At 66.1% G+C, this 17,680-nt stretch carries 21 protein-coding genes; 7 read left to right on the plus strand and 14 right to left on the minus strand.

Annotated elements, in window-relative coordinates; all coding sequences use genetic code 11:
• Nucleotides 1–26: 26 nt before the first annotated feature.
• From kynB to AB6724_RS02425, 8 genes are all read right to left on the minus strand, one after another.
• On the minus strand, nucleotides 27–659 hold the full coding sequence (kynB, locus tag AB6724_RS02390) for an arylformamidase (RefSeq protein ID WP_369336898.1): 633 nt from the start codon (nucleotides 657–659) through the stop codon (nucleotides 27–29).
• A gap of 140 nt (nucleotides 660–799) precedes the next feature.
• On the minus strand, nucleotides 800–2,176 hold the full coding sequence (locus AB6724_RS02395) for an amino acid permease (protein ID WP_369336899.1): 1,377 nt from the start codon (nucleotides 2,174–2,176) through the stop codon (nucleotides 800–802).
• Between the two features lie 99 nt (nucleotides 2,177–2,275).
• On the minus strand, nucleotides 2,276–3,106 hold the full coding sequence (locus AB6724_RS02400) for a helix-turn-helix domain-containing protein (RefSeq protein ID WP_369336900.1): 831 nt from the start codon (nucleotides 3,104–3,106) through the stop codon (nucleotides 2,276–2,278).
• Nucleotides 3,107–3,133: 27 nt separating this feature from the next.
• A complete protein-coding gene (locus AB6724_RS02405) occupies nucleotides 3,134–3,748 on the minus strand; it encodes a LysE family translocator (RefSeq protein ID WP_369336901.1) in 615 nt (204 codons plus the stop codon).
• Between the two features lie 134 nt (nucleotides 3,749–3,882).
• Nucleotides 3,883–4,260, minus strand: coding sequence for a RidA family protein (locus AB6724_RS02410; protein WP_369336902.1), 378 nt, complete (start codon nucleotides 4,258–4,260; stop codon nucleotides 3,883–3,885).
• Between the two features lie 157 nt (nucleotides 4,261–4,417).
• The gene (kynA, locus tag AB6724_RS02415; RefSeq protein ID WP_369336903.1) at nucleotides 4,418–5,278 is read right to left on the minus strand and encodes a tryptophan 2,3-dioxygenase; all 861 of its coding nucleotides are present in this window, start codon (nucleotides 5,276–5,278) and stop codon (nucleotides 4,418–4,420) included.
• Entirely contained in the window at nucleotides 5,275–6,480 is a 1,206-nt protein-coding gene (locus AB6724_RS02420; RefSeq protein ID WP_369337020.1) for an amino acid aminotransferase, read from the minus strand. Before AB6724_RS02420 ends, kynA begins: the two co-directional genes overlap by 4 nt.
• Nucleotides 6,481–6,555: 75 nt before the next feature.
• Complete coding sequence (locus AB6724_RS02425; protein WP_369336904.1) at nucleotides 6,556–7,971, minus strand: amino acid permease; 1,416 nt, start codon at nucleotides 7,969–7,971, stop codon at nucleotides 6,556–6,558.
• Between the two features lie 135 nt (nucleotides 7,972–8,106).
• Between AB6724_RS02425 and AB6724_RS02430 the strand changes: the two genes are divergently transcribed.
• Both AB6724_RS02430 and AB6724_RS02435 read left to right on the plus strand, forming a co-directional pair.
• Nucleotides 8,107–8,580 (plus strand): Lrp/AsnC family transcriptional regulator, encoded by a 474-nt coding sequence (locus AB6724_RS02430; protein WP_369336905.1) that lies wholly within the window; start codon nucleotides 8,107–8,109, stop codon nucleotides 8,578–8,580.
• 191 nt (nucleotides 8,581–8,771) lie between these two features.
• Nucleotides 8,772–9,527, plus strand: coding sequence for a Stp1/IreP family PP2C-type Ser/Thr phosphatase (locus AB6724_RS02435; protein ID WP_369337021.1), 756 nt, complete (start codon nucleotides 8,772–8,774; stop codon nucleotides 9,525–9,527).
• 4 nt (nucleotides 9,528–9,531) lie between these two features.
• On the opposite strand, the gene AB6724_RS02440 is transcribed toward AB6724_RS02435, so the two are convergent.
• Nucleotides 9,532–9,852 (minus strand): YkgJ family cysteine cluster protein, encoded by a 321-nt coding sequence (locus AB6724_RS02440; protein ID WP_369336906.1) that lies wholly within the window; start codon nucleotides 9,850–9,852, stop codon nucleotides 9,532–9,534.
• Between AB6724_RS02440 and AB6724_RS02445 the strand changes: the two genes are divergently transcribed.
• From AB6724_RS02445 to AB6724_RS02460, 4 genes are all read left to right on the plus strand, one after another.
• Complete coding sequence (locus tag AB6724_RS02445) at nucleotides 9,851–10,039, plus strand: hypothetical protein (protein ID WP_369336907.1); 189 nt, start codon at nucleotides 9,851–9,853, stop codon at nucleotides 10,037–10,039. The genes AB6724_RS02440 and AB6724_RS02445 overlap by 2 nt on opposite strands.
• Nucleotides 10,040–10,106: 67 nt before the next feature.
• Entirely contained in the window at nucleotides 10,107–10,439 is a 333-nt protein-coding gene (locus AB6724_RS02450; protein ID WP_369336908.1) for a FeoA family protein, read from the plus strand.
• Nucleotides 10,436–12,373: a ferrous iron transporter B gene (gene feoB, locus AB6724_RS02455; RefSeq protein WP_439329818.1), complete on the plus strand. Its 1,938-nt coding sequence runs from the start codon at nucleotides 10,436–10,438 to the stop codon at nucleotides 12,371–12,373. Before AB6724_RS02450 ends, feoB begins: the two co-directional genes overlap by 4 nt.
• Before the next feature lie 27 nt (nucleotides 12,374–12,400).
• Nucleotides 12,401–12,595: a hypothetical protein gene (locus tag AB6724_RS02460; protein ID WP_369336909.1), complete on the plus strand. Its 195-nt coding sequence runs from the start codon at nucleotides 12,401–12,403 to the stop codon at nucleotides 12,593–12,595.
• 125 nt (nucleotides 12,596–12,720) lie between these two features.
• Here AB6724_RS02460 and AB6724_RS02465 read toward each other — a convergent pair whose 3' ends face one another.
• The 4 genes from AB6724_RS02465 to AB6724_RS02480 form a co-directional block, all read right to left on the minus strand.
• Nucleotides 12,721–13,080 (minus strand): YkgJ family cysteine cluster protein, encoded by a 360-nt coding sequence (locus AB6724_RS02465; protein WP_369336910.1) that lies wholly within the window; start codon nucleotides 13,078–13,080, stop codon nucleotides 12,721–12,723.
• Nucleotides 13,081–13,192: 112 nt separating this feature from the next.
• On the minus strand, nucleotides 13,193–13,489 hold the full coding sequence (locus AB6724_RS02470) for a hypothetical protein (RefSeq protein WP_369336911.1): 297 nt from the start codon (nucleotides 13,487–13,489) through the stop codon (nucleotides 13,193–13,195).
• 11 nt (nucleotides 13,490–13,500) lie between these two features.
• The gene (gene argF / locus AB6724_RS02475; protein WP_369337023.1) at nucleotides 13,501–14,424 is read right to left on the minus strand and encodes an ornithine carbamoyltransferase; all 924 of its coding nucleotides are present in this window, start codon (nucleotides 14,422–14,424) and stop codon (nucleotides 13,501–13,503) included.
• 20 nt (nucleotides 14,425–14,444) lie between these two features.
• Nucleotides 14,445–15,641, minus strand: a complete 1,197-nt coding sequence (locus AB6724_RS02480) for an aspartate aminotransferase family protein (RefSeq protein WP_369336912.1) — start codon at nucleotides 15,639–15,641, stop codon at nucleotides 14,445–14,447.
• A gap of 251 nt (nucleotides 15,642–15,892) precedes the next feature.
• Here AB6724_RS02480 and AB6724_RS02485 point away from each other — a divergent pair, with 251 nt between their 5' ends.
• Nucleotides 15,893–16,213 (plus strand): DUF3579 domain-containing protein, encoded by a 321-nt coding sequence (locus AB6724_RS02485; RefSeq protein WP_369336913.1) that lies wholly within the window; start codon nucleotides 15,893–15,895, stop codon nucleotides 16,211–16,213.
• Between the two features lie 12 nt (nucleotides 16,214–16,225).
• On the opposite strand, the gene AB6724_RS02490 is transcribed toward AB6724_RS02485, so the two are convergent.
• A complete protein-coding gene (locus AB6724_RS02490) occupies nucleotides 16,226–17,650 on the minus strand; it encodes an aminotransferase-like domain-containing protein (RefSeq protein ID WP_369336914.1) in 1,425 nt (474 codons plus the stop codon).
• Between the last annotated feature and the right edge of the window lie 30 nt (nucleotides 17,651–17,680).

The raw sequence follows: 17,680 nt of genomic DNA on the forward strand, positions 1-17,680 counted from the left end.
GGCTTCCCGTCAATTTTTATGCAAATTCAGCCCAAGGCCCGCAGCACGGCGCGGACCGGCGAAGCATCGGCCTGGGTGAGCTTGAGCGGCAGCGCGATCAGCTCGTAGTCGCCCTCGGCCACCTCGTCGAGCACCAGGTTCTCGAGTACGCGCAGATCGCGCTGGCGTATCACCATATGGCTGGGAAGCTGCTTGCTCGTGGCCGGGTCTATGCTGGCGGTGTCTATGCCTATGAGCTTCACGTCCAGGTCGGCCAGGCGCTGCACGGTCTCGGGCGCGTAGGCGGCAAGATCCGGGTCCCAGGCGGTGGGCGCTTTCTCGTAGGTGCGCACCAGCACGCGCGCGGGCAGGTCGGCGCTGATCGCGTGCGCTATATGCCGCCACTCGATCAGCGGCCCGCAACCCAGGGCATGGATCACGCGGCAGGGGCCGAGAAAGGCGTTCAAGTCCACGGCGCCGATGCTGGCGCCGGCCGCATCGTAGTGCAGCGGTGCGTCCGCATGGGCGCCCACATGGGGCGACAGGGTGATCGCACTCACATTCACCGGGCAGCCCGGGCCTATGGTGGCGCACCACTGCTGCGAATAAGGCGTATCGCCCGGAAAGACCGGGGCCTGGGGGTGAATGGCGGGGGAGATATCCCAGATCTGACGTGGCATGGTACTGAAGACGAATCCTATGTTTTGTGGCGTATCACCGCTCAATCGCACGACTCAAGCCAGAGGTGCCAAGCAAGGGCCGTCCCGCAGCGAGGGTGCCGTCCTCCTCTCGCAGAGAGAGGAGGACGGCGCGTAGCGCCTCAGGAGGTGCTCTTTTTTCTATACCAGAAAGCATAGACAAGCACGAGGACGATGAGGAAGGGCACGCCCACGAGCACCGTGGTGTGGAATTCCTTGGTGAAGTAGGTGGTGACGATCACGCCCAGCATCAGCACTGCGCCCAGCAGCGTGAACAGCGGAAAGCCCCACATGCGGAATTTGAGCTGCTCGCCCGGGTGCTCGCGCAGCCAGCGCGGGCGGAAGAACAGATGGGTGACGAAGACCATGAACCAGGCAAACATGGCGCCGAACATGGCGATCGACATCATCAGCTCCAGCGACTGTTCGGGCTTGAGCACATTGAAGACCATGGCCACGGCCATGCCCAGACAGGAGACGGCGATCGCGCCCAGCGGCACGCCGCTCTTGCTGAGCCGGCTCAGCGAGCGCGGAGCAAAGCCGCCGCGCGAGAGGCTGAACATCATGCGCGAGGTCACATAGAGCTGGCTGTTCATGGCTGACAGCGAGGCCACCAGCACCACGAAGTTGAGCACGCCGGCCGCACCCGGAATGCGCAGGATCTCCATCACCTTCACGAACGGGCTCTTGTCGGTGCCCGCCTGGTTCCAGGGCACGATGGCCAGCATGATGGCCAGCGACAGCAGATAGAACAGCACCAGGCGCAGCACGGTGGAGCGGAAGGCCGTGGTCACGGCCTGCTGCGGGTTCTCGGCCTCGCCGGCGGCAATCGCGATGGCCTCCAGGCTCAGATAGCTGAAGATGGCCACGATCACGCCGACCCAGGTGCCCCACCAGCCGTTGGGGAAGAAGCCGCCGCCCACGGTGTAGTTGGCAAAGCCCACCCCCTCGGGGCGCGCGCCGAACAGCACATAGGCGCCGATCAGGATGAAGGCCACGATGGCCACCACCTTGATCATGGAGAACACATATTCGACCTGGCCGAAGGCCTTGACGCTGGTGGCGTTCACGGCCGCCAGGCCCAGCGAGAACAGCAGCACCCAGACCCATTGCTCCACGTCGGGGAACCAGTAGCGCATGTACAGGCCCACGGCCGTGACCTCCATGCCCACGGCCAGCACCACGGCGGCCCAGTAGGCGTAGCGCACCATGAAGCCGGCCAGTGGGCCTATGTAGTGCTCGGCATAGGCGCCGAACGAGCCCGAGGTCGGATGGGCCACGGTCATCTCGGCCAGGCAGCCCATGAGCAGCAGGCCGATCAGCGCGCCTATGGCGTAGCTGATGAGCACGCTGGGACCGGCCACGCCGATGGCGAAGGCGCTGCCCATGAACAGCCCCGTGCCTATGGCGCCGCCGATGGCGATCATCGCCATCTGGGCGGAACTGAGCTGCTGGCGCAGGCCGGTTTCTCGTTGCTGTATGTCTTGAAAGGCGGCCATGGTGCGCAGGGAATCGGGGTGAAAGCGAAGAACCCAAGTATCGGCGCTTTCGCCGCCATGAACCCGGCGCCGCGCAATTGGCAAGACGCGGGCAAGGGCCTAAGTCGGCCGTATTTCCTGCGCGGCCGGCGGTGTCGCCGCTCGGGGCTGGCCTCCCCTGGCGTAGCAGCCGGGCGTCAGCGCGTGGTGGGCCTTGAAGGCGCGCTGCAGATGCGCCTGGTCGGCAAAGCCCATGGCATAGGCGGCTTCGGACAGCGCAGCGCCCGTGGCCAGCAGGCGGCGCGCGCCGTTGAGGCGCAGATTGAGCCGGTAGCTGCCGGGCGTCATGCCCGTGGCGGCCTTGAAGCGGCGGATGAAGCGCGTGGCGCTCATGCCGCATTCCTGGGCCAGGGACTGCACGGTGAGCCCGGCATCGGGCGCTGCATGCAGGCGCCGCAAAGCGGCCTGGAGTTCGGCGCCATGGTCGTGCAAAGGCGCGGTCGCGGGCTCGGCGCAGCGGGCCATCAGCTGCTCCAGACCCTGGGCCAGCCGCAGCGCCGCGGCCGGGCCGTCGACGGGGCGGCACAGGCCATCCACCTGCCGCGCGATGTCCGCGTCGGCCAGCGCGCGTTGCGCAAAGCGCAGCGCGGCCACGCCCAGCCGTGCATGCAGCCAGTCGGCATCGACGAACAGCATGCGGTAGGACCAGGGGGCGCCGGGCTCGGGGTTGCAGGCATGCCAGGCGCCGGGCTCGATCAGCACCACGCCGCCGGCTGCCACGGGCTGCGGCCCATGGGCGTGGTGGAAGAGGGTGCGGCCCGCATCGACGATGCCTATCGAATACTCGGCATGCATGTGCAGCCGGAAGCAATGCGGCGAGGGCGCGCTGTCGCGCAGCTCGGCCCAGGGGGCGGCCGGGTGGCGATGAAAGCGGTGTGGCGAGTTGGTCATGGCGGCGTCGGCGGGCTCTGTCGGCCATCATGCCAGCATGGCCGCCACGCTGGCCACCAGCAGCAGGGCCAGCAGCCGGTAGAACAGCCGCTGGCGGCGCGGCGTGTGCAGCCAGCCCGACAGCCACTGGCCCAGCAGCGCCCAGCAGCCGACGCCGATCAGGCAGGCCAGCAGCGACATGGTGCAAAACTGCAGCAGCGCCATGGCCGCATCGGCCTGCGGCAGCACGAACAGTCCGACACCGGCCAGCGCCACCAGCCAGGCCTTGGGGTTGAGCGTCTGCACGGCGGCGCCTTGCAGCAAAAGCTGGAGCCTGGGAGCCGGCTCGTTGTGCTCCCGTGCTTCGTCGGATGCTGCCTCCACGGGCGCATGGGCCAGCCGCCAGGCCAGCCACAGCAGATAGGCGGCGCACAGCCACTCGGCTGCCGCCGACAGCCGGGGCAGGGCCTGCATCAGCCATTGGGCGCCCTGGCCCATGGCCCAGACCACGGCCGCATAGCCGGCGCTGGCGCCCAGCACGTAGCAGGCGCAGGCCAGGCGGGACCTGGCGGCGCCATGGCGCAGGGCCAGCACGTTGACGGGGCCGGGCGTGATGGCGCCGACAAGGGTGAAGATGCCCATGGCGAGCAATGAGGAGGACATGAGGATGCGCGCGGACGCGGAACTGCACAAGGTCTGAAGTCTCGCGCCGCGCGCCGGCCCTGTATTGAACGCAATTGCGCGCGGCAGGCCACTGCGCGGCGGACTTTTGCGGGGCTGGCATGTCCGGTGCGCGCTCAGGGCAGCATGGCGTAGGCCACGATCTCGATCTTCATGCCCGGCACCACGAGCGCGGCCACGCCCATGCTGGAGCGGTTGGGATAGGGCGCGTCGAAGAACTCGCGATACACGGCGTCTATGGCCGGCATGTCGGCCACGTCGGTCATGTAGATCAGCACCTGGGTCACATGCGCCAGCGTGCCGCCTGCGGCCCGCAGCGCGTTGCACAGGTTGCTGAAGGTCAGGCGTGCCTGCTGTTCTATGCCGCCGATGTCGATGCTGCCGTCGGGACGCACGGGGCCGTGGGCCGTGAACAGCATCTGGCCGCTGGCCTTGACGGCCCAGGAGAACGGCTGCTTGAGCGGGGGCAGGCCCACGTCGATGATTTGTTTCATGGATTTCCTTGTGTTTTGACCACATGCGAAGGCATGGTGTTCTTGCGTTGGAAACTGGCGCGGCCCATCGGCGGACGCCGATGGGCCGTCCCGCAGCGACGGTGTCGTCCCCCGCCCGCGCAGCGAGAGCGGGGAAGTGGCAAAGCAGCGCAGAGGGTCACAGTTTCGTTCTCACGGACCAGATTTCGGGGAACAGCACCACGTCCAGCATCTTGCGCAGATAGCTGACGCCGCCCGTGCCACCCGTGCCGCGTTTGAAGCCGATGACGCGCTCCACCGTGGTCACATGGCGAAAGCGCCACAGGCGGAAGGCGTCCTCGATGTCGGCGAGTTTTTCGCCGAGTTGATACAGGTCCCAGTGCGACTGCGGGTTGCGGTAGACCTGGGCCCAGGCGGCCTCGACCTCGGGGCTGGCCGTGTAGGGCTGGGTCCAGTCGCGGTCCAGGTGCCCGGTTGGGATGGCCAGGCCCTGGCGTGCCAGCAGACGCAGGGCCTCGTCATACAGAGACGGCGCGCGCCATGCGGCCTCCACCCGGGCCAGCAGGTCGGGGCGGTGGGCGTGGGGCTGGAGCATGGCGGCGTTCTTGTTGCCCAGCGCGAACTCTATGCAGCGGTACTGGTAGCTCTGGAAGCCGCTGGAGCTGGCCAGGTAGGGCCGCATGGCCGTGTACTCGGTGGGCGTCATGGTGGCCAGCACCGACCAGGCGCCGACCAGCTGTTCCATGATTCGGCTCACGCGGGCCAGCATCTTGAAGCAGTCCGCATGGCGGTCGGCCGCCACGGCGGCCGTGGCCGCGTCCAGCTCGTGCAGCATGAGCTTCATCCACAGCTCGCTGGTCTGGTGCTGGATGATGAACAGCATCTCGTCATGCGTGGGCGACAGCAGTTGCTGGGCGCCGAGAATGGCGTCCAGCTGCAGGTAGTCGCCATAGCTCATGGAACGGCTGAAATCCAGTTGTGCCTTTTCCTCGGCGACGATGCGCTCGGTCAGGCCGCCATGGACGGGGCAGCCGCTCATTGCGGCGCCTCCAGCACCTTGGCGATGGCATCCGCCACATACTGCACATTGGCGCCGGACAGGCCTGACATGCACATGCGGCCGGAGCGGATCAGGTATACGCCATGCTCGTCGCGCAGGCGGTGAACCTGGGGCTCGGTGATGCCGGTGTAGCTGAACATGCCGCGCTGGGTCAGCAAAAAGCCGAAGTCGCGTCGCTCGCCAAAGCGTTCATGCAGTGCGCCATGCAATTGGGCGCGCATGTCCTTGATGCGTCCGCGCATCTGCGCCAGCTCCTGCGCCCATTGCGCGCTCAGCTGCGGCGATGCCAGCACCTGCTGCACCAGGCGCGCGCCGTGGGTAGGTGGTGAGGAATAGTTGCTGCGCACCGTGGCCTTGAGCTGGCCCAGAACATTGCCGGCCGTGGCCGCGTCGCTGCAGACCACGCTGAGGCCGCCCACGCGCTCGCCATACAGCGAGAAGTTCTTGGAGAAGGAGTTGGCCACAAAGGTCTGGGCGCCCGCGTCGGCCAACGCGCGCACGGACCATGCGTCTTCATCCAGGCCGTCGCCAAAGCCCTGGTAGGCCATGTCGACAAATGGGATCAGTCCGCGCTCCACGATCACCGGAATCAGCTGCTGCCACTGCGCGCGCGACAGGTCCACGCCCGTGGGGTTGTGGCAGCTGGCGTGCAGCAGCACCACGCTGCCCGAGGGCAGGCTGCGCAGCGTGTCCAGCATGGCATCGAAGCGCAGGCTGCCCGTGGCCGCGTCGTAGTAGGGGTAGCTGTGGGTGCGCAGGCCTGCACCCTGGAAGATGGCCAGATGGTTGTCCCAGGTGGGATCGCTGAGCCAGACCTCGGCATCGGGGAAATAGTGCTTGATGAAGTCCGCGCCCAGCTTGAGCGCGCCCGAACCGCCCAGGGTCTGCACCGTGGCAATGCGCTGCGAGCGCACGGCCTCGTGTTGCGTGCCGAACACCAGGTTCTGCACCAGCTGGCGATAGGGGGCTATGCCTTCAATGGGGAGATAGCCGCTGGGGCTTTGCTCGCGGGCCAGCAGTTCGCCGGCCTGGCGCACGCAGTCCAGCACGGGCAGGCGACCGGCCTCGTCGAAATACAGGCCGATGCTGAGGCTGACCTTGGCGAAGCGCGGATCCTGCTGGAAGGCTTCCATCAAGGACAGGATGGGATCGCCTGGGTAGGGCGGGACATGGCTGAACATCGATGCGCGGGCGGTATTGAGGGGGGAAAGAGTCGTCATGCTTCTAAGGGTTGGAGAAAAACGGGAAACCGGGTGTCACTGAGCCTGGACTGGGCTCTGGTTTTGGGTGGAGGCCGGGGTTTGAGCGGCTGGCTTGCGGTACCAGATGGCGTAGATGGCGCCCAGCAGCAGCAGGAAGGGCAGGCCGGTGAGCACGGTCAGGCGGAACACGTCGGTGAACAGCGTGGACACCAGAGCAGCCAGCATCAGTGCCGCGCCCAGCAGGGTCAGCATCGGAAAGCCCCACATGCGAAAGGCCAGCGGCTTGTTGCCCTGGCGCACCCAGTGGATGCGGAAGAACAGGTGGGTCACGAAAATCATGAACCAGGTGAACATGGCGCCGAACATGGCCACGGCCATCATCAGCATGAAGGATTGCTCGGGGTTGACGATGTTGAAGATGGTTGCCACGGCAATGCCCAGGCAGGACAGCAGCAGCGCGGGCAGCGGCACACCGCGCGAATTCACGCGGCCCAGCACGGCAGGCGCATGGCCGGCGCGCGAGAGGCTGAACATCATGCGTGTGGTGATGTAGAGCTGGCTGTTCATGGCCGAGAGCGCGGCGACTAGCACCACGAAGTTGACCACGCTGGCCGCGCCAGGCAGGCCGATGATCTCCATCACCTTGACGAAGGGGCTGCCGTCCTTGCCGGCCGAGGCCCAGGGCACGATGGCCAGCATCAGCGCAATCGTGGCCAGATAGAACACCACCAGGCGCACCATGGTGGAGCGGAAGGCGCTGGTGACGGCGCGCTGCGGGTCCTTGGCCTCGCCAGCGGCCACGGCAATCATCTCGATGCTCAGGTAGCTGAAGATGGCGATGATCACGCCCACCCAGGTGCCCCACAGGCCGTTGGGAAAGAAGCCGCCGTTGTTGACGTAGTTGGCAAAGCCCACGCCTGCGGGACGGGTGCCAAAGACCACCCAGGCGCCGACCACGATGAAGGCCGCGATGGCGATGATCTTGACCATGGAGAAGCTGTACTCCACGGCGCCGAAGGCCTTGACGCTCATCATGTTCACGCCGATCAGCGCGCCCGAGAAGATCACCACCCAGGCCCAGCGCGGCACCTCGGGGAACCAGTAGCCCATATACAGGCCCACGGCCGTCACCTCGGTGCCCACGGCCAGCACTACGCAGGCCCAGTATGCATAGCGCACCACGAAACCGGCCCAGGGCGCGATGTAGTGCTCGGCATAGGCGCCGAACGAGCCCGAGGTCGGGTGGGCTACGGTCATCTCGGCCAGGCAGCCCATGAGCAGCAGCGAGATCACCGCGCCTATGGCATAGCTGATGAGCACGCTGGGCCCGGCGAAGCCGATGGCGAAGCCGCTGCCCAGAAACAGGCCGGTGCCGACGGCACCGCCGATGGCGATCATGGTCATCTGTCCCGCGGACAGCTGTTGCTTGAGTCCAGACTCTCGCTGGACGATTTCCTCAAAGGCCGGCATGGGGTGTCTCCGTTGTGGTTTTGGCTTTGGAGAGCGCATGCTATTTGCCAGCCTATGGGATGATTTAATGGTTATCCATAAATTGGCTTGAAATTGGATAATTAATCCAAAAATTCAATATAAGCAGGTAGTTTTATGCCAAACGAACTCGACAAAACCGATCGCATGCTGGTCCGCGCGCTGCAGGAGAACGCGCGGCTGACCTCGGGCGAGCTGGCGCAACGGGTCAATCTGTCGCAGTCGCCCTCGTGGCGGCGCATCAAACATCTCGAGGACGAGGGCGTGATCACCGGCTATCACGCGGCGCTGGACCGGCGGGCCGTGGGCTTTGGCGTGCTGGCTTTTGTGATGGTGGCCATAGATCACCAGAACGAGGAGTCGTCGCTGAACTTCGAGGAGGCCGTGTGTGCGATTCCCGAGGTGGTGATGTTCCACGGCATCTCGGGGCCCGAGGACTTTCTGCTGGTCATCGTGGCCCGCGATCTCGACGCCTATTCGGACCTGCTGCAGCGCAAGCTGCACCGCCTGCCGGGCGTGCGCCAGGTGCACACGCATTTCTCGCTGCAGGAGTTCAAGGGGCGGCTGGGCGGCCTGCCGGTGCCGCTCTGAGAGAGGTGACGGGCGAAGGTCTGTCGGACGCGTAGGGCTTCGCGCAGCGCAAAAAATGGCGCTATTCCGACGCTTGAGTTGTAATCGACTGCGTTACGCTTGAAACTCGTTCTTGCATTTGCCCGTTTCTTGCTTCCCAGATGTCTCTAGCCGAACTCCCCGGTGCTTCAGGTGTGTGGCCCGCCGTGCGCATGGTGGCCCGTGCCGATATTGGCCTGCAGCGCAGCAATAACGAGGACGCCGTCGGCATTCACCCCCGGCTCCAGCCCTGGCCCGCGGCCGTGCTGGCCGACGGCATGGGCGGCTACAACGCGGGCGAGGTGGCCAGCGCCATGGCCGTGGACCTGATTGCGGCCGCTGTGCAGCGCGGCCCCGGGGGTGAGGAGTCGCCGGACCTGGCCGCCAAGGAGCTGACCGACGCCCTGCATATGGCCAACACGGCGATTTTTGCGGCCTCCCAGTCCACGCCGGCCTGCCGGGGCATGGGCACCACGGTGGTCGCGGCCCTGGTGCTCAAGGAAGAGATTCTGCTGGCCCATCTGGGGGATTCTCGCGCCTATGCCTGGCGCGAGGGGCGGCTGCTGCGCATCACGCGCGACCATTCGCTGGTGCAGCAGGAGATCGATGCCGGCCTGCTCAGCGAGCAGGAGGCCAAGGCCTCCAGGCTCAGCCATCTGGTGACGCGCGCCCTGGGCGTGATGCCCGAGGTCGAGCCCGAGCTGACCCACTGGCCTTTGCAGGCTGGCGACCGCATCATGCTGTGCTCGGACGGGCTGACCGATATGCTCAGCGACCGATGCCTGCAGACCCTGTTTGCCGAAGTTCCGCCGCTGCCGCTGCTGCTCAACACCTTGATAGCGGCGGCCAATGCGGCCGGCGGCAAGGACAATGTCAGCGTGGTGCTGATGGAGGCCGATATCCAGGATCAGCCTGCGGCAGCAGCCTAGATCTTCATAGCAGGCCGCTCTCCAGCGCGGGCAGGCCATGACGCAGGCGCACGCGGTTGCAGGCGTCCGAGCCCGCGGCAAACTCGCGGCAGGGCGAGGGGCGCCATTCATAGATGCCGCAGCTGGCCTTCTCGCCCACCTTGCCCACCAGGGCCGCGCAGCGCGGCCGCGCCCAGTCCGTGCCGCGCATGCGGCAAGTGTAGTCGGTGACCTCTTCGATCAGGCCCGCGGGCACGCGCCCGCCATGCTCCTCGGACTCATGCACGGAAAAATCCACACGGAACGAGGCGCAGCAGGCGCCGCAGGTAAGGCAGGGGTGAGTCATGGGTGAAGCTGCAAAAGCCGGATCGCCGATTTTCGCCGCTGCACCATCGGCCCTGGGCGGAGCAGGTGCTCTTTTGTCAACCGCCTTGGTCAATACCCGGCAAAAGCCCCTGTTGCTGGTGCTAATTCGGCACAGTTGCCAACTCATCACCTACAGTAAATGGAAAATGAGAATCAAAATCAATTAATAATGCGGGCATGAGCCCTATGCCGTCCGCTGCAGTCCCATCTGCGGCAGTGCCAGTTACATCATCCATGAATGCTTTTTCTGTTCCGGCGTCTGAAACCGGCGTGCCATCTTCTTGTTCCTCCCCGGGTCCGGCTGCGGGACCCGCGGTCGTGGGTCTGCACACCCTGGCGGTGAATCAGCCGGCCCGCGTGGTGGATCTGGCCGCGGCCGAAGACGGGGACGAAAGCCTGCTGCTCAGGCTCATGGAAATCGGCTTTCTGCCCGGCGAGTTGGTGCGCATCGTGGCCACCGGCTTTCCGGGGCCGGACCCGCTGGCCGTGCGCGTGGGGCAGGCAACCTTTGCGCTGCGCCGCCATGAGGCGTCCAGAGTTCTGGTCGAGACCGGAGTCCGCACATGAACGCGCGCGAATCCCAGGTCTCCATGGCCGCGCTGAAGTCCGGTATCGAGCAGGCGCCGCTGCGTGCCGCACTGCTGGGCAATCCCAACTGCGGCAAGACGGCGCTCTTCAATCTGCTGACCGGCGCGCGCCAGAAGGTGGCCAATTACGCGGGCGTGACCGTGGAGCGCAAGGAGGGCTGGCTGACCACGCCGGGCAAGCGCCGCATCCGCGTGCTGGATCTGCCGGGCACTTACAGCCTGGACGCGCACAGCGAGGACGAGCGCATCACGCGCGACATCGTCAAGGGCGAGCACCCGCGCGAGGCCCCGCCCGAGCTGCTGGTCTGCGTAACCGACGCCACCCATCTGCGCCTGAACCTGCGCCTGGTGCTGGAGGCGCGTGCCCTGGGCCTGCCCATGGTGGTGGTGCTCAATATGAGCGATATGGCGCGTCGCCAGGGCCTGGTGATAGACAAGGCCAGGCTGGCCGAGCTGCTGGGCGTGCCCGTGATCGAAAGCGTGGGCGTGCAGCAGTCGGGCGCCAAGGAGCTGCTGGCCTGGCTGGATGGCGAGCAGGCCCGAAACCTGACGCCGCCGGTGCTGGACGGGCAGTTCAAGCCGCTCACCGGCACCAACTCGCGGGCGCAGCTGCTGGCGCTGCACCAGCAGGTGGCCGAGATCATGGGCGCCGCGGTGCAGGAGCCCGCCGCGCCCACGCAGCGCGATGACCGTATCGATGTCGTGGTGCTGCACCCGCTGTGGGGCACGCTGCTGCTGCTAGCGACGCTGTTCCTGATGTTCCAGGCCGTGTTCAGCTGGGCCCAGCCGCTGATGGACGGGCTCGAAGGCCTGGTTGCCGGTTTCGGCCAGTGGGTCAAGGGCGCGATGCCCGATGGCGTGCTGCGCAGCCTGCTGGTCGAGGGCGTGATTGCGGGCACGGGCTCCGTGGTGGTGTTTCTGCCGCAGATCCTGATCCTGTTCTTCTTCATCCTGGTGCTCGAGGACTCGGGCTATCTGCCGCGCGCGGCCTTTTTGCTCGACCGCATCATGGGCGGCGTCGGCCTGTCGGGGCGCTCCTTCATTCCGCTGCTGTCCAGCTTTGCCTGCGCCGTGCCGGGCATCATGGCCACGCGCTCCATCTCCAGCTGGCGCGACCGGCTGCTGACCATCATGATCGCGCCGCTGATGACCTGCTCGGCGCGTCTGCCCGTGTATGCGCTGCTGATCGGCGCCTTCATTCCCGAGAAGACCGTGGCCGGCCTCTTCAATCTGCAGGGGCTGGTGCTGTTTGCGCTGTATGTGGGCGGCATTCTGAGCGCCATGGCCGTGGCCTGGGTGGCCAAGCTGGCCACCAAGGCCAAGACCCGCACCCCGCTGCTGATGGAACTGCCCGCCTACCGCTGGCCCAGCCCGCGCAGCCTGGTGCTGGGCCTGTATGAGCGCGCCGTGATCTTTTTGCGCCGCGTGGGCGGCATCATCCTCACGGTGAGCATCGTGCTGTGGTTCCTCTCCAGCTATCCGTCGGCCCCCGATGGCGTGACCGAAGGCGCAATCCGCTACAGCCTGGCGGGGCATATCGGCCAGGCGCTGGAGCTGGTGCTGGCGCCCATAGGCTTCAACTGGCAGATCGCCATCGCCCTGGTGCCCGGCATGGCCGCGCGCGAGGTGGCGGTGAGCGCGCTGGGCACGGTCTATGCGCTGTCGGCTTCCGGCGACGACGCCATGGCCCAGCAGCTGAGCCCGCTGATCGCCAGCAGCTGGTCCTTCGCCACGGCGCTGTCGCTGCTGGTGTGGTTTGTGTTTGCGCCCCAGTGCATCTCCACGCTGGCCATGGTCAGGCGCGAGACCAACAGCTGGCGCTATCCGCTGATCATGGCCGGCTATCTGTTCGGCCTGGCCTATCTGGCCTGCTTCGTGACCTATCGCATCGCCGTGGCGCTGGGCTGGGGCTGAAGCCGTTGTGAAGAAGGGAAGACTCTCATGTGGCAAGAACTGATCGTGGGCGCCATCGTGCTGGTGGCGGCCTTGTCCCTGGCCTGGCGCTATCTGCCGGCCGGCTGGCGCAGCAAGGCCGCGCGCCTGCATCCGTCGCTGGCACCGGCGGCCCGCGACGCCAGCTGCGGCGGCTGCAGCGCCTGCGGCGGCGACAGCTGCTCGGACACGCGCAAGGCCTAGCCGTACGGTCGCACCTCTGAAAACATAGCTGCCTGCGATGGCAGTTTCTGCACTTCAGGTATGTAAGTACCTGAAATATAGAGACTGCCAGCGCAGGCAGCTTTTTATTGGATAGCGCGGCGGGGCTAGGCCGCTTCCTGCCAGCGCTCCACCTCTGCTTCGCTGAGTGCGGGCAGGCTGAACTTCTCGCGCGTGTCGTGGCAGCCGTAGGAGGCGAACGGGAAGTCGCGGCAGGGGCGCGAGCGCTGCTCGTAAATGCCGCAGCCCACACAGCCTGCGCCGATCTCGGGCAGCTCGCGCAAGGCAACGCAGCGCACCGGGTGGCGTTCCGTGCCGTTCATGCGCGCGCGGTTGCCGTTGACCTCATGGGCCAGGTGGTCGGGGACGGTGCCGCCCATGGACTGCAGCTCGTAAATGGAAAACTCCACGCGGTAGTTCTGGCAGCACACGCCGCAGGTCAGGCAGGGGTGAATGGATTCGGACATCTGGTTTCTTCGTGACTCGGGCATCGATGGCCGGCCACCCTCGTTTGAGAAAGGCGGCTCGGCAGGGGGATGAAGTGGGGGCGCAAAAAGCGCGACCCCGGGATCCGGGCCACTAGGTATGGCCTTGAAGAAACTTCAGATAGAAAGTGTGGATGCGCACATGGAGCGCGCGCACGCGGGCCGCAAAGCGCCTGCGCGGCCCGAAGAAGGAGGGCACGCGCCAGTGGCGTGCGATATGGGGCTGGCGCAGCGCCAGCAGGCCGCCGCACTGCCCGTAGCGGGCATCGCCCCGGCCCACGCCAGGGCGGCGCGGGCAAAAAAACACCGCCAGCTGGCGCAGGGCCTGCAGGCGGCGTGTGGATGGTGTTTGGCTCAGGTGCATGGTCGTGGTGGTATGCAGATGAGCCATGGCGTGCTTGATCAGCCCGGCTGGCGGCCCAGCAGCAGGTATTCCATGAGTGCTTTTTGCACATGCATGCGGTTTTCGGCCTCGTCCCAGACCACGGATTGCGGGCCGTCGATGACTTCGGCTTCCACCTCTTCGCCGCGGTGGGCGGGCAGGCAGTGCATGAACAGGGCCTCGCTCCTGGCGGCGGCCATCATCTCGGCATCCACGCACCAGTCGGCAAAGGCCTTGCGGCGTTCCTCGTTCTCGGCCTCGTAGCCCATGCTGGTCCACACGTCGGTGGTGACCAGGTCGGCGTCCTTGCAGGCCTCGAGCGGATCGGCGAAGACCTTGTAGCAGCCGGCGCGCGGCGTCTTGCCGCCAAAAGCCAGCTTCTCGTCCACCTCATAGCCGCTGGGCGTGGACAGGTGCACGGTGAAGCCCAGCAGATCGGCGGCCTGCAGCCAGGTGTTGGCCATGTTGTTGCCGTCGCCGACCCAGGCCACGACCCTGCCCTTGATCGAGCCGCGGTGCTCGATGAAGGTGAAGATGTCGGCCAGGATCTGGCAGGGGTGGAACTCGTTGGTCAGGCCGTTGATCACGGGCACGCGCGAGTGGGCGGCAAAGCGCTCGATCTTCTCCTGGCCGAAGGTGCGGATCATCACCAGATCGGTCATGCGGCTGATGACGCGTGCGCTGTCCTCGATGGGCTCGGCGCGGCCCAGCTGGCTGTCGCCCGTGGTCAGATGCACCACCGAGCCGCCCAGCTGGTACATGCCGGCCTCGAAGCTCACGCGCGTGCGGGTGCTGGCCTTCTCGAAGATCATGGCCATGGTGCGGTCCGTCAGCGTGTGATGCTTTTCGTAGCCCTTGAACTTCTTCTTGATCAGGGCGGCGCGTTCCAGCAGATAGTCGTATTCGTCGGCCGTGAAATCGGCGAATTGCAGATAGTGTTTGATGGCAGTCATCGGCAAGTCCTTCATTCGGCTAGAAACTGCTGGACCAGGGGCTTGAGCTTGGCCACGACCTCGTCGGCCTCGGCCTCGGTCATGATCAGCGGCGGCACCAGGCGCACCACGGTGTCGGCGGTCACGCTGAACAGTAGGCCGGCAGCGGCGGCACGCTCCAGCAGCACGCCGCAGGACTTGGCCAGTTCGATGCCGATGATCAGGCCCTCGCCGCGCACGTCCACCACGCCGGGGATGGAGCCAAGCTCCTGTTTCAGCTTGGCCTTCAGGTGCGCACCGACCTTGGTCGTGTGCGCCAGCAGGCCATCTTCTTCCATGATGCGGATGGTTTCAATGCCGGCGCGCATGGACAGGGGGTTGCCGCCAAAGGTCGTGCCGTGGTTGCCGGGCTTGAGCACCTCGGCAGCCTTGCCCTTGGCCACGACGGCGCCCACGGGCACGCCCGAACCCAGGCCCTTGGCCAGGGACATCACATCGGGCACGATGCCGGCCCACTGGTGGGCAAACCACTTGCCGGTGCGGCCCATGCCGGACTGCACCTCGTCGAGGATCATCAGCCAGTCGTTGGCGTCGCACAGCGCGCGCACCTGCTGCATGTACTCGGCGCGCATGGGGTGCAGGCCGCCTTCGCCCTGGATGGGCTCCATCATTACGCCCACGATGTTGGGGTTGCCCTCGGTGGCCTTCTTCAGCGCCTCGATGTCGTTGGCCGGAATGCGCAGGAAGCCGTCGAGCAGCGGGCCGAAGCCCTCGCGCACCTTGGGGTTGGCCGTGGCGCTCATGGTGCCCAGCGAGCGGCCGTGGAAGGCATGCTCGTAGACTACGATCACGGGATCGGCGATGCCCTTGTCCACGCCGTATTTGCGCGCCAGCTTGATGGCGGCCTCATTGGCCTCCAGGCCGGTGCTGCAGAAGAAGGCCTTGTCCATCTGGGTGCGCTCGGTCAGCAGCGTGGCCAGCTTTTCCTGGCCGGGCACGTAATAGTAGTTCGAGCAGTGGATCAGCTTGGCGACCTGTTCCTGGATGGCCGGCACGAACTTGGGGTGGTTATGGCCCAGGGTGTTGACCGCAATGCCGCCCAGCGCGTCGAGGTATTCCTTGCCGTTGACGTCCCACAGACGGCAGCCCTGGCCTCGCTCCAGAGCGATGGGTACGCGGCCATAGGTGGTCATCACATGGGGTTCGGCAACCTCAATGAAAGCGGTCATTGCAAGCATCTCCTGAAAAGGACGGTCAGTGGTGCAGGGATGCACCATAAAAATTGCGAGGCCCGATTCTAAAATGCCCGGATAACCCCAACATTGCGCTTTGCGCATCGCAGCCATGCAATGAGCCTACGCCTTGCTTGGGTTGACGGGGTCCGGCGCAGCCCAGCTCTTATACAAGAGCTAAAATGGTTCATTGGGCATGCCGGCGGAGACCCCGCGAGGCGGGCCCGGATCTTTTTGGCGAATATTTGATGGTTACCCCTTCCAGCAAAGAACTGTTCATTCTGGGTATGACCCAGTCCGGCAAAACCTTCCGGCCCAGCGACTGGGCTGAGCGCTTGGCCGGGGTCATGAGCCAGTTTCGTCCTGGAGGCGCCTGCCAGGGCAGCCATCTGAGCTATTCCCCCTGGTGCGTGCCCACGGTGATGAACGGCGTCAAGTGCGTGGTCGTCAACCGCGATCTGCGCGACTACGAGCCCATGGCCTGGGACTTCTGCCTGAATTTCGCCAGGGACAACGATCTGCAGGTGGCCGAGGCCTGCCTGCTGCCCGACGAGCCCAAGAAAGCCTGAGGCCGTCGCGGCTCAGCTGCGGCCGACCGCGGCCCTGGCCTCGGCCAGCCATTCTTCCAGCCACTGCCAGAGCCGGCCTTCCTCGCAGAAGGCGACATTGAAGCGCAGCCATTGCGTGGGCCGGTCATCGACGATGAATAGCCGTCCCAGCCCCAGCAAAATGCCCTGCTGCGCCGCCGCATCCACGGCCACCCTGCTGTCCGCGAGATCGGGGTGCCGGGCCCATAGATACATGCCTTCCCGGGGTTCGCAGTACAGCTCGAAGCCCAGGCTCTGCAGCCGGCGCGCCGCGCTGTCGTGCGCCAGCGCCAGCCGCTCGCGCAGCGATTTCAGATGCTTGCGCCAGCGCCCGTCCGTGACCACGTTGTAGACCAGCTGCTCCGCGACCTCGGAGCTGGTCAGGCCGGACTGCATCTTCAGATGCACCAGCTGCTGCACCACCTGGGGATGGGCGAGCAGATAGCCGACCCGCAGATTGGCCGAGATGATCTTGGAGTAGCTGCCCAGGTAGATCACCCGGTGCAGCTGGTCCAGGCTGGCCAGTGAGGGCTGGTGGCCTGCATCCATGTCCGCATAGATATCGTTTTCCACCAGCATGAAGTCGTGCTGAGCCGCCCATTGCAGAATCTGGTGCAGCTGGGCCAGGCTGGCGCGCGTGCAGGTCGGGCTTTGCAGGCGCGGCTGGGTGAAGAAAGCCTTGGGGCGCACGCTGGCCAGCAGCCGCTCCAGCGCCTGCATGTCATAGCCCTGGGGCGTGCGCGGCACGCCCACCAGGCGCGCGCCCAGTGCGCGCAGCAAGCTCATCAGATTGGGGTAGCCGGGGTCGTCGACCAGCACCACATCGCCGGGCTGCACCAGCGTGCGTGCCGCGAGGTCCAGGCCTTGGCTGGAGCCATGGGTGAGCAGAATCTGGGCGGGCGTGGACTGGATGAGCTGGTCCTGCTCCAGGTGCTGGGCGATCAGCTGGCGCAGCGCCGGTAGGCCCATGGGATCGCCATAGCCGCTCAGGCACAGCCCTTCGGTTGCGAGCTTGCGCAGGCCGCGTCGCACGCCGTCGGCGAACATCCAGTCATCGGGCAGCCAGCCGCAGCCCGGCTTGATGGGCCAGTCCCGATTCTCGAAGATCTGCTTGAGATACCAGGCGCCGTCGAACACCGGCTTGTCGCGCTCGCTGCCTTCGCCTTCCTCCTGCAGCTCCCGCGCCGTGCGGTTGATGAAGAAGCCCGCATGGGCGCGGCTGACCAGCAGCCCTTGCGCCACCAGGCGGTCATAGGCTTCCACCACCGTGAACACGCTGACCGCATGCTGGGCCGCGAAGGCCCGGATGGAGGGCAGCTTGGCGCCAGGCTTGAGCTGCTGGGCGTCTATCAGCGCGTGAATGCCCTCGGTGATCTGCATCACCAGCGGCGTCGGGGAGTCGGGTTGTAGGTTCAGCATCGGAAAAAGAAGAGCGGCGGCCGCGGCGAG

Origin of the sequence: Comamonas guangdongensis (assembly GCF_041079535.1) — a bacterium.
GTDB classification, from domain to species: domain Bacteria; phylum Pseudomonadota; class Gammaproteobacteria; order Burkholderiales; family Burkholderiaceae_C; genus Comamonas; species Comamonas guangdongensis.